Origin of the sequence: Rossellomorea marisflavi (genome assembly GCF_009806575.1) — a bacterium.
Classification (GTDB): domain Bacteria; phylum Bacillota; class Bacilli; order Bacillales; family Bacillaceae_B; genus Rossellomorea; species Rossellomorea marisflavi_A.
Genome location: NZ_CP047095.1, coordinates 1,895,197 through 1,907,293 on the forward strand (window position 1 = coordinate 1,895,197; position 12,097 = coordinate 1,907,293).

13 protein-coding genes and 1 pseudogene are annotated in these 12,097 nt (G+C 49.1%); all 14 read left to right on the plus strand.

The genetic code is table 11. The features are described from left to right. Positions 1 to 19: 19 nt before the first annotated feature. Positions 20 to 667: a thiamine diphosphokinase gene (locus tag D5E69_RS09920; RefSeq protein ID WP_048013064.1), complete on the plus strand. Its 648-nt coding sequence runs from the start codon at positions 20 to 22 to the stop codon at positions 665 to 667. Positions 668 to 742: 75 nt separating this feature from the next. After that, a complete protein-coding gene (gene spoVM, locus D5E69_RS09925; protein WP_032088878.1) occupies positions 743 to 823 on the plus strand; it encodes a stage V sporulation protein SpoVM in 81 nt (26 codons plus the stop codon). A gap of 539 nt (positions 824 to 1,362) precedes the next feature. Continuing rightward, positions 1,363 to 1,551: a 50S ribosomal protein L28 gene (gene rpmB, locus D5E69_RS09930; RefSeq protein WP_048004091.1), complete on the plus strand. Its 189-nt coding sequence runs from the start codon at positions 1,363 to 1,365 to the stop codon at positions 1,549 to 1,551. 184 nt (positions 1,552 to 1,735) lie between these two features. Continuing rightward, positions 1,736 to 2,098 (plus strand): Asp23/Gls24 family envelope stress response protein, encoded by a 363-nt coding sequence (locus D5E69_RS09935; protein WP_048004090.1) that lies wholly within the window; start codon positions 1,736 to 1,738, stop codon positions 2,096 to 2,098. Positions 2,099 to 2,113: 15 nt separating this feature from the next. Next, positions 2,114 to 3,775: a DAK2 domain-containing protein gene (locus D5E69_RS09940; protein ID WP_159129610.1), complete on the plus strand. Its 1,662-nt coding sequence runs from the start codon at positions 2,114 to 2,116 to the stop codon at positions 3,773 to 3,775. 71 nt (positions 3,776 to 3,846) lie between these two features. Continuing rightward, positions 3,847 to 4,509, plus strand: a complete 663-nt coding sequence (sdaAB, locus tag D5E69_RS09945) for an L-serine ammonia-lyase, iron-sulfur-dependent subunit beta (RefSeq protein WP_048004088.1) — start codon at positions 3,847 to 3,849, stop codon at positions 4,507 to 4,509. Positions 4,510 to 4,551: 42 nt separating this feature from the next. Then, positions 4,552 to 5,447: pseudogene (gene sdaAA, locus D5E69_RS09950) on the plus strand (L-serine ammonia-lyase, iron-sulfur-dependent, subunit alpha). Next, a complete protein-coding gene (gene recG, locus D5E69_RS09955; RefSeq protein ID WP_148794996.1) occupies positions 5,431 to 7,482 on the plus strand; it encodes an ATP-dependent DNA helicase RecG in 2,052 nt (683 codons plus the stop codon). The pseudogene sdaAA and the gene recG overlap by 17 nt, the downstream one beginning before the upstream one ends. A 93-nt stretch (positions 7,483 to 7,575) precedes the next feature. Further along, positions 7,576 to 8,151, plus strand: coding sequence for a transcription factor FapR (fapR, locus tag D5E69_RS09960; protein ID WP_048004086.1), 576 nt, complete (start codon positions 7,576 to 7,578; stop codon positions 8,149 to 8,151). A gap of 8 nt (positions 8,152 to 8,159) precedes the next feature. Further along, on the plus strand, positions 8,160 to 9,158 hold the full coding sequence (gene plsX / locus D5E69_RS09965) for a phosphate acyltransferase PlsX (protein ID WP_048004085.1): 999 nt from the start codon (positions 8,160 to 8,162) through the stop codon (positions 9,156 to 9,158). Continuing rightward, the gene (gene fabD / locus D5E69_RS09970; RefSeq protein ID WP_063191206.1) at positions 9,151 to 10,098 is read left to right on the plus strand and encodes an ACP S-malonyltransferase; all 948 of its coding nucleotides are present in this window, start codon (positions 9,151 to 9,153) and stop codon (positions 10,096 to 10,098) included. Before plsX ends, fabD begins: the two co-directional genes overlap by 8 nt. Then, positions 10,095 to 10,838: a 3-oxoacyl-[acyl-carrier-protein] reductase gene (gene fabG, locus D5E69_RS09975; RefSeq protein WP_048004083.1), complete on the plus strand. Its 744-nt coding sequence runs from the start codon at positions 10,095 to 10,097 to the stop codon at positions 10,836 to 10,838. The genes fabD and fabG overlap by 4 nt, the downstream gene beginning before the upstream one ends. Before the next feature lie 75 nt (positions 10,839 to 10,913). Beyond that, a complete protein-coding gene (gene acpP / locus D5E69_RS09980) occupies positions 10,914 to 11,147 on the plus strand; it encodes an acyl carrier protein (RefSeq protein WP_048004082.1) in 234 nt (77 codons plus the stop codon). Positions 11,148 to 11,350: 203 nt separating this feature from the next. Next, positions 11,351 to 12,094: a ribonuclease III gene (gene rnc / locus D5E69_RS09985; RefSeq protein WP_048004081.1), complete on the plus strand. Its 744-nt coding sequence runs from the start codon at positions 11,351 to 11,353 to the stop codon at positions 12,092 to 12,094. Positions 12,095 to 12,097: the final 3 nt, after the last annotated feature.

Below are 12,097 nucleotides of genomic sequence, written 5' to 3' on the forward strand. Positions count from 1 at the left end.
TACTGGAAAGGGGGACCCTATGAAAATCTCAATCTTGGCAGGAGGACCGACTCAGTACCTTCCGCCCCTTAACACGGACCCTGCAGATGGCCACAAATGGGTCGGGGTGGACAGGGGGGTGTTCACCCTCCTGGAAAAGGGGATCGAGCCTCACGTGGCCTTTGGTGACTTTGATTCAGTCAGCCCCGTGGAATGGGATGCGATTTCTTCCCGCGTCGAAGAAGTGAATCGCTTTCGCCCGGAGAAGGACGAAACCGACCTCGAACTCGCTTTGAACTGGGCAGCTGAGCAGGGACCCGAGGAAATCACCATTTACGGAGCAACCGGCGGCCGGCTGGATCATTTCATGGGAAATGTGCAGCTTCTTCTTAAAGATGAGATTCAGGGAATCACAGTGCGCCTGGTTGATTCCCTGAATGAAATGTTCATAATAAGGCCGGGGGAGCATGTGGTGGAAGCTAGTCCCCGCTACACCTATATTTCATTCATACCGATCAGCCCCGCTGTGAAGGGACTGACCCTGTCCGGCTTCAAATATCCCCTCACCAACCGGAATATTTTCTGGGGATCCACACTATGTATTAGTAATGAACTTATACAATCGCATGGTACTTTTTCTTTTTCCGACGGCATAATAATGGTGATAAGAAGCAGGGATGCTTCTTGACCCAAAAGTGTAGATCGGCTTGTATAAGCGATTTGTAACGAGTATGTTCTATAGATTGTGGGGAGGGACTTGAAAATGCGTTTCTATACAATCAAATTACCGAAATTTCTTGGAGGCCTTGTCAGGGCCATGCTGGGGACGTTCAAGAAAGAATAGCGTATGGAGGCGGGAAACCGTCTCTTTTTTTATTCTGTCTTCTGTAGAAATGGGGAGTCAAAGGCAGTTGTTTAACTGCAGTTGTCGTCTGTTCAGCATGGGATGGAAGAGAGAGTTATGCATTGCCGCAGGGCAGCTTAATACCCGGTCTTGTGCTTGGAGTCCAGGTGACATAGATCGGAGCTCAAAAAGGCCAGGAACGCCTTTTCGGATGGATCGCCTTATGCTTGTCGGGTCAGACCAACCCGCCTCCGCTTTTCGTGATGTCTAGCTCCGGGGGCTTGAGGCTCGAGGTCATAAGTCAAAGATCTCAAAAAGGCACAGAACGCCTTTCCGAGATCTTCGCCTTATGCTTGTCGCCTCAGGGCAAGCCCCCTCCGCTTTTCTGTGTGTAAAGTATTTTTTCTTGAAAGGTTTTGATTGTGGTATTGCATTGTCGTTTGTTGTGTGATAAATTATTAAGGTATCTTTATGAAAAAAAAGCGAAATGTGAATCTGAAATTTACTTCAGCTTCTTGTTAGTGAGGAGGGAATATATTATGGCGAAACAATGCGTAATTACTGGCCGTAAAGCTAGCTCAGGTAACGCTCGCTCTCACGCGATGAATGCGAATAAGCGTACGTGGGGTGCTAACCTGCAAAAAGTTCGTATTCTTGTAGACGGTAAACCTAAAAAGGTTTGGGTTTCTGCAAGAGCGTTGAAATCAGGTAAAGTTGAACGCGTTTAATAATCAAGTTGAAAAGACGTCTAGCAGCTAGACGTCTTTTTTTCATGTTTGGCGCCTGATGATGCTTGGAGATAATGAGATAAGGGTGTCGCGGACGACGCCATGACAGTTTAGCTTTTAAAATAGGGTATTATATAGTAAAATGTTTGTAGCCAAGCATGTAAACGAAGGGGGATCACATTCCATGTCCATCGAAATGAGAACGCAGTACGGACAAATTGATATTACAAATGATGTCATTGCAATGATTGCTGGAGGTGCAGCGGTGGATTGCTACGGAATTGTTGGGATGGCTTCAAAAAACCAGATCAAGGACGGTTTCACCGATATTCTGCGCAAGGAGAACTTCACTCGCGGAGTGATCGTTCGACAGGAAGCAGAGGAAGTACATATTGATATGTATATTATTGTGAGTTATGGTACGAAGATTTCCGAGATTGCTCACAACGTACAATCCAAGGTTAAATATACCCTTGATAAAACCGTCGGCTTGGCGGTCGATTCAGTAAATATTTTTGTACAAGGGGTTCGCGTAACGAACCCGTAGTGAGGAGGAAGATTCGTGTCGATTACATCTTTGGAAGGAAAACGTTTTGCAGAAATGGTGCTTCAGGGGGCAAGTCTTTTGTCTGCGAATGCACAACTTGTTGATGCACTGAATGTTTTTCCTGTTCCTGATGGAGATACCGGAACAAATATGAATTTATCCATGACTTCCGGTGCGAAGGAAGTTCAAAAAAACATACAATCCCATATCGGAAATGTCTCCACCTCCCTTTCTAAGGGACTGCTGATGGGGGCGCGCGGTAACTCTGGCGTCATCCTTTCCCAGTTGTTCAGGGGATTCGGCAAGGCGATTGAAAGCAAATCCAGCCTTACGACAGAAGAGTTCACCCAAGCCCTCCAAGCAGGAGTGGATACAGCCTACAAAGCTGTCATGAAACCTGTAGAAGGAACGATCTTGACAGTGGCGAAAGATGCGGCGAAAAAGGGTGTTTCCGTTGCGAAAAACGAGAGCGATTTCATTAAGGTGATGCAGGCGATTGTCGAGGAAGGGCAGGCGTCATTGGACCGGACCCCGGATCTCCTTCCTGTCCTGAAGGAAGTCGGAGTTGTGGACAGTGGCGGTCAAGGACTGCTGTTCGTCTATGAAGGCTTTCTTGCAGAGCTGAAGGGGGAGAAGGTTTCTGAACGTGTGAACCTTCCATCCATGAACGATCTTGTGAGCGCTGAACATCACAAATCTGCCCAGGACTTCATGAGCACGGAAGATATCGAATTCGGGTATTGTACCGAATTCATGGTGCGCTTTGAAGAAGGAAAGAAATCGTTCGATGAGGAAGCGTTCCGTCAGGACCTCAGCGGGTACGGGGATTCCCTTCTTGTCATCAGCGATGAGGAATTGGCGAAAGTCCACATCCACTCGGAGGAACCGGGGAATGTCCTCAGCTATGGTCATCAATACGGAAGCCTCATCAAGATCAAGATTGAAAACATGAGGGAGCAGCACAGCTCCATCGTCGGTGAATCACGGCCCGCTGCAAAGGCCGATACCCCTAAAAAGGAAGTCGACTTTGCCATCGTGACCGTCGCCATGGGTGAAGGTGTGGCTGAACTATTCAGGAGCATCGGTGCCACTGTGGTGATCGAAGGCGGACAGACGATGAATCCAAGTACGGAAGATATCGTCAAGGCAGTGGAAGAAGTCAATGCCAAAAAAGTCATCATCATGCCGAATAACAAGAACATCATCATGGCAGCGGAGCAAGCGGCTGAAGTCCTTTCTCAGGAAGTTGCGGTCGTTCCGACCAAGACCGTCCCTCAAGGAATGTCTGCTCTCCTTGCATTCAATCCGGGTGCATCCGTTTCGGAAAACCAGGCAGGGATGTCTGAAGCAGCCAAACAGGTGAAAAGCGGTCAGGTGACATTTGCTGTCAGGGACACAAGCATCGACGGCATTACGATTTCCAAAGATGATTTCATGGGGATCGATGAAGGAAAGATTGTGATTGCAGAGAAAGACCTCAAGAAGGCGGCAACCGGTCTGCTTGAGCAAATGCTTGATGAAGATTCTGAGATTTTGACTATCATCTATGGAGAAGACGTTTCTGAAGAAGACGTCGAGGCACTTCAAGAGGATATCGAACAAAAATATGGGGAAGTGGAAGTGGAAGTTCATAACGGGAAGCAGCCACTTTACTCCTATATCTTCTCGGTCGAATAGGATGAAAGGAAGGGGACAGTCCGATTGGGCTCGTCCCCTTCAATTATCTCAAAATGAAGGGATAGAGGACGATGAAGTATAAAAGCGTATTTGATATCATCGGGCCGGTCATGATCGGGCCATCAAGTTCTCATACTGCGGGAGCCGCACGCATCGGGAGACTTGCCAGGGAGCTGTTCCGTCGCGAACCGAAATGGGTCAATGTTTCATTTTACGGTTCATTTGCAAAAACCTATAAAGGACACGGTACCGACGTGGCCATCATCGGCGGGGTCCTGGATTATGATACATTCGATGAAAGGATCATCAATTCAATCGAGACTGCCAGAACAAAAGGAATCAAGATCAGATTCAGGGAAGAAGAGGCCATAACGGATCACCCCAATACAGCCAGGATCCACATGGGGGATGAAGAAGGGGAAATTGAGCTCGTCGGAATATCCATCGGCGGCGGGAAAGTCGAGATCATTGAATTGAACGGGTTCGAACTGAAGCTCTCAGGACATCATCCGGCCATTCTCGTTGTCCATGATGATCGTTTCGGTGCGATTGCCGCTGTTTCTAATATCATTGCCAAGCATGAATTGAACATCGGGCACATGGATGTATCTAGGAAGGAAAAAGGTAAGATGGCATTGATGACGATCGAAGTGGATCAGCCAATTGATGAGGCTGTGCTCAAAGAACTGTCGTCTCTTTCCCATATTACCCAGGTGACCAAAATCACCGATTGAAGAATTGAAATATGATAGCGTTTACATTATGGAGGTAGACTTATGTTTCGAAATGTCGCAGAGTTGATTGAACTCGCAGAGAGCCAAAATAAAAAGATTTCAGATATCATGATCGAACAGGAGATCGAATTCACTGGTAAAACCTACGAAGAAGTCTATCAGCAGATGGAAACCAATCTGGAAGTAATGGAAAAAGCCGTTGCCCGGGGCTGGAAGGCGTCAAATCCCACTCAGGACTTACCGGAGGGGACGCTGTCCTTCTTCAAAAGTATATAGAATCGGGCAAGTCGTTGACCGGTGAAACGATCCTTGATGCCGTGAGTAAGGCTGTCGCCACCAATGAAGTGAATGCAGCCATGGGCACGATCTGTGCCACGCCGACTGCGGGTTCAGCCGGTGTCGTCCCCGGCACATTGTTTGCCGTCAAAAACAAACTGAATCCTACGAAGGAAGAAATGATCCGCTTCTTATTCACGTCCGGAGCATTTGGTTTTGTCGTGGCAAACAACGCCTCGATATCCGGTGCAGCAGGAGGTTGTCAGGCGGAGGTCGGTTCTGCGAGCGGTATGGCAGCGGCCGCCATCGTCGAAATGGCAGGAGGGACCCCGAGCCAGTCTGCCGAAGCCATGGCGATTACATTGAAAAACATGTTGGGGCTTGTATGCGATCCGGTAGCGGGGCTCGTTGAGGTTCCGTGCGTGAAGCGGAATGCAATGGGAGCGGCCAATGCAATGGTGGCTGCGGATATGGCCCTTGCAGGCATCACGAGCAGGATCCCGTGTGATGAAGTCATCGATGCCATGTATAAGATCGGTCAGACCATGCCGGTCGCTCTCCGTGAAACGGCACTGGGAGGCTTGGCTGCAACACCGACCGGGCGGGAACTTGAGGCGAAAATCTTTGGCGTGGCACTGAATAAACGTGACGATACGCAGTGAAGTGCCAACGGTTGAATCCCTCAAAGGGATAGGGTCAGAGACGGCGGTTCAATTACATGCAATGGGCATCCGGACCGTGGTCGATCTGATGGAGTATCTTCCGTACCGCTATGATGATTTCAGATTGAGGGATCTCGAAGAGGTCGCTCATGACGAGCGCGTCACCGTGGAAGGGAAAGTGCACTCGGAACCCGCCCTGATGTTTTACGGCAGGAAAAAATCCCGCCTTACTTTGAGGATCCTGGTAGGAAGGGTCCTCGTTCAGGCCGTATTCTTCAACCAGCCTTATTTGAAAAAGAAAATCAACCTTCATGATACCGTGACGGTCACAGGGAAATGGGATAAGAATCGTCAAATCATCACGGTCCAAAGCCATCAGCTAGGACCGCATAACAAGCAGGGAGACTTCGAACCGGTCTATGCATTGAAGGGTACGATCAAAGGGAATGCCCTGACCAAGTATATCAGGGCTGCGTTCCATGAATACGGTGAACTGATTGAAGAGATCCTCCCAATCTATTATCTTGAAAAATATAAGCTTTCAGGACGCCTTGATGCCCTTTATCAGATGCACTTTCCGGACTCTCCGCAAGCCATGAAACAGGCGAGGAGAAGGTTCGTGTTCGAAGAATTTTTGTTATTCCAGCTCAAGATGCAGGCACTGCGTAAATTCGAACGGGAACATTCGAACGGGATCAGCCAGCAGTATGATATCGAAAAGATCCAATCCTTCACGGATACCCTGCCGTTCCCGCTGACGAATGCTCAGAAGCGGGTGGTCAATGAGATTTCAGCGGATATGAAAAGCCCTTACCGCATGAATCGGCTCCTTCAGGGGGACGTGGGCTCCGGTAAGACCGTCGTATCTGCCATCGCCCTATATTCCTCGGTTACAGCAGGATACCAGGGTGCCCTGATGGTTCCGACTGAGATCCTTGCAGAGCAGCATGCTGACTCCCTCAGTGCGCTCCTTGAACCGACCGGGACCTCCGTCGCCCTGTTGACAAGTTCGGTGAAGGGCAAACGGAGGGCGCTACTCCTTGAAAAATTGAAGGAAGGGGAGATCGATATCCTGATCGGCACCCACGCCCTCATCCAGGGAGATGTGGAATTCGAGAACCTGGGTCTTGTCGTCACCGATGAACAGCATCGTTTCGGCGTCAATCAGCGGCGCGTGCTCAGGGAAAAAGGCGGGAGTCCTGATGTGCTGTTCATGACGGCTACGCCGATTCCGAGGACGCTTGCCATTACAGTTTTCGGTGAGATGGATGTGAGTATCATCGATGAAATGCCTGCAGGGAGGAAAGCCATCGAAACCTATTGGGCAAAGGAAGATATGCTCACAAGGGTCCTTGCCTTCATGGAAAAGGAACTGAAAGCCGGCAGGCAGGCGTACGTCATCTGTCCCCTTATTGAGGAATCGGACAAACTGGACGTACAGAACTCCATCGATGTTTACAATCAGCTCAGTCAGCATTTCCAGGGGCGGTTCTCCGTCGGCCTCATGCACGGGAGACTCCACCCTGATGAAAAAGAAGAAGTCATGAGGAGCTTCAGTCGAAATGAAGTACAAGTCCTCGTCTCCACGACGGTGGTGGAAGTCGGGGTGAATGTTCCGAATGCCACATTCATGCTTATTTATGACGCAGAGCGCTTCGGTCTCTCGACTCTTCATCAGCTGCGGGGACGGGTAGGGCGCGGGGATGATCAATCCTACTGCATTCTCCTGGCAGACCCTAAGACCGAAGTCGGCAAGGAACGGATGAAAATCATGACCGAGACGAATGATGGATTCGTCCTTAGTGAAAAGGACCTCGAACTGCGCGGACCGGGCGACTTCTTCGGCCGGAAACAAAGCGGCATGCCTGAATTCAAGGTAGCTGATATGATCCATGACTATAGAGCACTGGAGGTCGCAAGGGACGATGCGGCAACGCTCGCAAATTCAGACGCTTTTTGGAAAGACGACGAATATGCACCTCTCAGAAGGTACCTGGAAGATTCGGGGATCCTTGAAGGAGAGAAGCTTGATTAGACAGGGCAGATTGCAAGATTATCTCTTGCAATCTGCTTTTTTTGTCTATATACTACTATTAGTACCTAGTACTAATACTGGACGGTGTATATAATGAGACTTTCTAAGAAAGAGCGGCAGAATGCACTTGTGAATACAATCAAGGAAAATCCGTTCATCACCGATGAAGAATCGGCCGAGCGGTTTGGGGTCAGCGTACAGACGATCCGCCTTGATCGAATGGAATTATCCATCCCTGAACTCAGGGAACGAATTAAACATGTAGCTGAGAAGTCTTTTGAAGATGAAGTAAAGGCACTTCCGATCGAAGAAATCATCGGGGAAATCATCGATATCGATCTGGGGGACAGTGCCATCTCCATATTTGACGTAAAACCCGAACACGTTTTTGTAAGGAACGGAATTGCCAGGGGACATCATTTGTTTGCCCAGGCGAATTCATTGGCTGTTGCCGTGATCAATGATGACTTGGCGCTGACGGCCAAGTCATCGATCCGGTTCACACGTTCCGTCAAACAGGGGGACCGCGTGGTAGCGAAAGCGAAAGTGGTACATGCCCATGATCAAAAAGACCGCACAATGGTGGAAGTGAATAGCTTCGTTGGCGGAGAATTGGTGTTCACGGGTGAATTTGATATGTATCACTCCACCAAACCGGAGAAGGAGTGAATGAAAGAATGAAACTGGCCGTTGATGCGATGGGTGGAGATCATGCACCTAAAGAAATCGTACTGGGTGTGAAACGTGCACTGGAAGAATTCGATGATATCGAAGTCTTATTATATGGGAATGAATCACAAATCAAAGAATGGATCACACCAGGCGACCGCTTGACGATCATACATACAGATGAAGTGATCGAGGGAACGGATGAACCGGTCCGTGCCGTTAAAAGGAAAAAGAATGCCTCCATGGTCCTGATGGCCCAAGCCGTCAAGGATGGAGATGCCGATGCATGTATCTCAGCAGGTAATACGGGAGCGTTGATGACAGCAGGGCTCTTTATCGTCGGAAGGATCGAAGGCATAGAAAGACCGGCGCTGGCACCGACACTCCCGACTCTTGACGGGAAAGGATTCCTTATGTTGGACCTTGGGGCGAATGTTGATGCAAAACCTGAACATCTCGTTCAATATGCCATCATGGGGAGCATCTATGCAGAGAAGGTCAGGGGGATCGACAGTCCGAGGGTAGGTCTCCTGAATATCGGCACCGAAGATAAAAAAGGGAATGAACTCACGAAGAAAACCTTCCAGCTCATCAAGGAGGCACCGGTGAATTTCGTCGGGAATATTGAATCCCGCGACCTTTTGAACGGGCCCGCCGATGTGGTCGTGACAGACGGATTCACAGGGAATATGGTCCTTAAGACCATTGAAGGAACAGCACTGTCGGTCTTCTCCCTCCTTAAAGAGACACTGACATCATCGATGAAGAACAAGATTGCAGCAGGTATGATCAAAAACGATCTTAGAGGCCTGAAAAATATGCTGGATTACTCAGAGTACGGTGGAGCCGGACTCTTCGGTCTGAAAGCCCCTGTCATCAAAGCACATGGTTCCTCGAATGAGACCGCATTCTATAACGCCATGAGACAGGCGAGGGAAATGGTGCGCCATCAGGTAGCACAAACGATAAAAGAAGCTGTAATAGGGAGTGAAGAAAATCATGGGTAAAATCGCCTTCGTTTTTCCAGGGCAAGGATCACAAACAGTAGGGATGGGGCAGCAATTAGCCGATGCCCATCCTGAATCAAAGGAGTATTTCACTAAGGCTGACGAAGCTCTCGGCATCGATCTGTCTTCTGTCATCTTCGATGGACCTCAGGATACATTGACTGCCACATTCAACGCCCAGCCGGCCCTCCTCACAACGAGCATGGCCATCTTGGAGCGCCTGACATCTGCAGGCATCCGCCCTGATTTCACCGCTGGACACAGCCTTGGTGAATATTCAGCCCTCGTGGCTGCAGGTGCGATTTCATTCGAGGATGCCGTGGTGACCGTCAGGAAACGCGGTGAACTCATGGAGGAAGCCGTACCGAGCGGTGAGGGCACGATGGCCGCAGTACTCGGCATGGACCGCGCTGCCCTTCAAGAGGTAACAGAAGAGGTGTCGGCTGAAGGACATGCCGTGGATCTCGCCAATATGAACTGTCCGGGACAGATCGTGATTTCCGGTACGGTCAAAGGAGTGGAACTCGCTTCGGAAAAAGCCAAGCAAGCAGGGGCGAAACGGGTGATCCCGCTTCAAGTAAGCGGTCCTTTCCATTCCCGCCTGATGAAACCCGCTGCAGAAGATTACAAAGGTGTGCTGGACAGTAAAACATTCAATGAAGCGGTCGTTCCGGTCATTGCCAATGTGACCGCTGAACCGGTGACAAACGGTGAAGAAATCAAAGGCCTTCTTGTTCAGCAATTATACTCTCCTGTCCTTTGGGAAGATACAGTCGAGAAGCTTCTGGACCTCGGCGTTGACACCTTCATCGAAGTCGGCCCAGGTAAAGTTTTGTCCGGGCTTATCAAGAAAGTAAATAGAAGAGTGAAGACATATGCCGTTCAGGATGAGGAAACGTGCATCCAGACGATTGAAGCATTGAAGGAGGAAGCACAATGAACTTAGAAGGTAAAGTGGCACTGGTTACCGGGGCTTCCCGGGGAATCGGCAGGGAAATCGCCATGGAGCTTGCGCGTGAAGGCTGTAACGTTGTCGTGAACTATGCCGGAAGCGAAGCAAAGGCCCATGCTGTTGTAGATGAGATCAAAGCCCTTGGCAGGGATGCTGTAGCCTATCAATGCAACGTGTCGGACAGTGATGCGGTACAGGCGATGGTAAAGGAGACGGTTGGACGCTTCGGGCGCATTGATATCCTTGTGAATAACGCAGGGGTAACACGTGACAACCTGCTTATGCGCATGAAGGAACAGGAATGGGACGATGTCATCAACATCAACCTGAAAGGCGTGTTCCTCTGCACGAAGGCAGTCACCCGTCAAATGATGAAGCAGCGCAGCGGTCGGATCATCAACATTTCATCCATCGTGGGCGTAAGCGGCAATGCCGGACAGGCAAACTACGTGGCAGCGAAGTCCGGTGTGATCGGCCTTACGAAAACGTCTGCCCGTGAACTTGCCCCGCGCGGCATTACGGTAAATGCCATCGCTCCAGGCTTTATCTCTACGGATATGACAGACGAACTGCCAGAAGACATCCGTGAAGGAATGCTTTCCCAAATTCCTTTGAGCAGATTCGGCGAACCGAAGGACATTGCCAAGACCGTCTCCTTTGTCGCATCCGATGCTGCTGCCTATATGACGGGTCAAACCCTTCATATTGACGGTGGAATGGTGATGTAATTGCGGAAAAATTGATATTCTCCTTTTCAATCGGGGAGGTTATGCACTATAATACCTTGAGGGGAGGTGACAATAATGGCAGAAGTACTAGATCGCGTAACAAAGATCATCGTTGATCGTCTTGGTGTAGACGAATCACAAGTGAACCTTGAAGCTTCTTTCAAAGAAGATCTTGGAGCTGACTCCCTTGACGTAGTTGAGCTTGTTATGGAGCTTGAGGATGAGTTTGACATGGAAATCTCTGACGATGATGCTGAAAAAATCGGCACAGTCGGTGATGCTGTGAACTACATAAAAGCAAACACATAATTTTGGGGTCGACCAAGATGGTTTGCTTTCATGTGAACTTCATAAATCTTTGGTACAAGACACAATGACTTGGTAGAAGCTACTTTCTACCAAGTTTCTTTATGTCCGGCAACCCCGTGAAATTAACTTTTGCGAAAATGTTTTTTTTAGCATAAACTTGATTAGTATATAGTGAGAACATTTATAGCAAGGTGGAGTGCCTCATGCGCAAACAAAGCAGAAATAAAGGATTAGCAAACAAATATGATGGAAAGTTCAAAGCCTTTCAGGATGAACTCCAAATCCATTTCTCAGATGAAAAATTATTAAAGCAAGCGTTCACTCATTCATCTTATGTGAATGAGCATCGCCGGAAGCCTTATGAAGACAACGAACGCCTCGAGTTCCTTGGGGATGCGGTACTGGAATTGACCGTATCACAATTCCTTTTCAAAAAGTATCCCATGATGAGTGAAGGGGAACTGACTAAGCTCAGGGCAGCGATCGTATGCGAACCGTCCCTAGTGAAGTTCTCCAGGGAAATGAACTTTGGGGAATTGATCCTCCTTGGTAAAGGGGAAGAAATGACCGGGGGAAGGGAACGTCCCGCCCTCCTGGCAGATGTATTCGAAGCCTTCATCGGGGCACTTTACCTCGATCAGGGGCTCGACACGGTTGTCTCGATTCTTGAAAAGGTGGTTTATCCGAAGATCAATGCCGGTGCTTTTTCTCATGTGATGGATTACAAAAGTCAACTGCAGGAGCTCGTACAGAGGGGGAGTGCGGGTACGATCATGTACAGCATCCTTGATGAGAGCGGTCCTGCCCATAACCGTGAGTTCATTTCACGGGTATGCTTGAACGGCGAGGAGCTCGGGGTCGGCAAAGGCCGGTCTAAGAAAGAAGCAGAACAGAAGGCCGCCCAGAAAGCGCTCGAAAAGTTAAAACAAAAGCTTGATGTGAAATAGGGG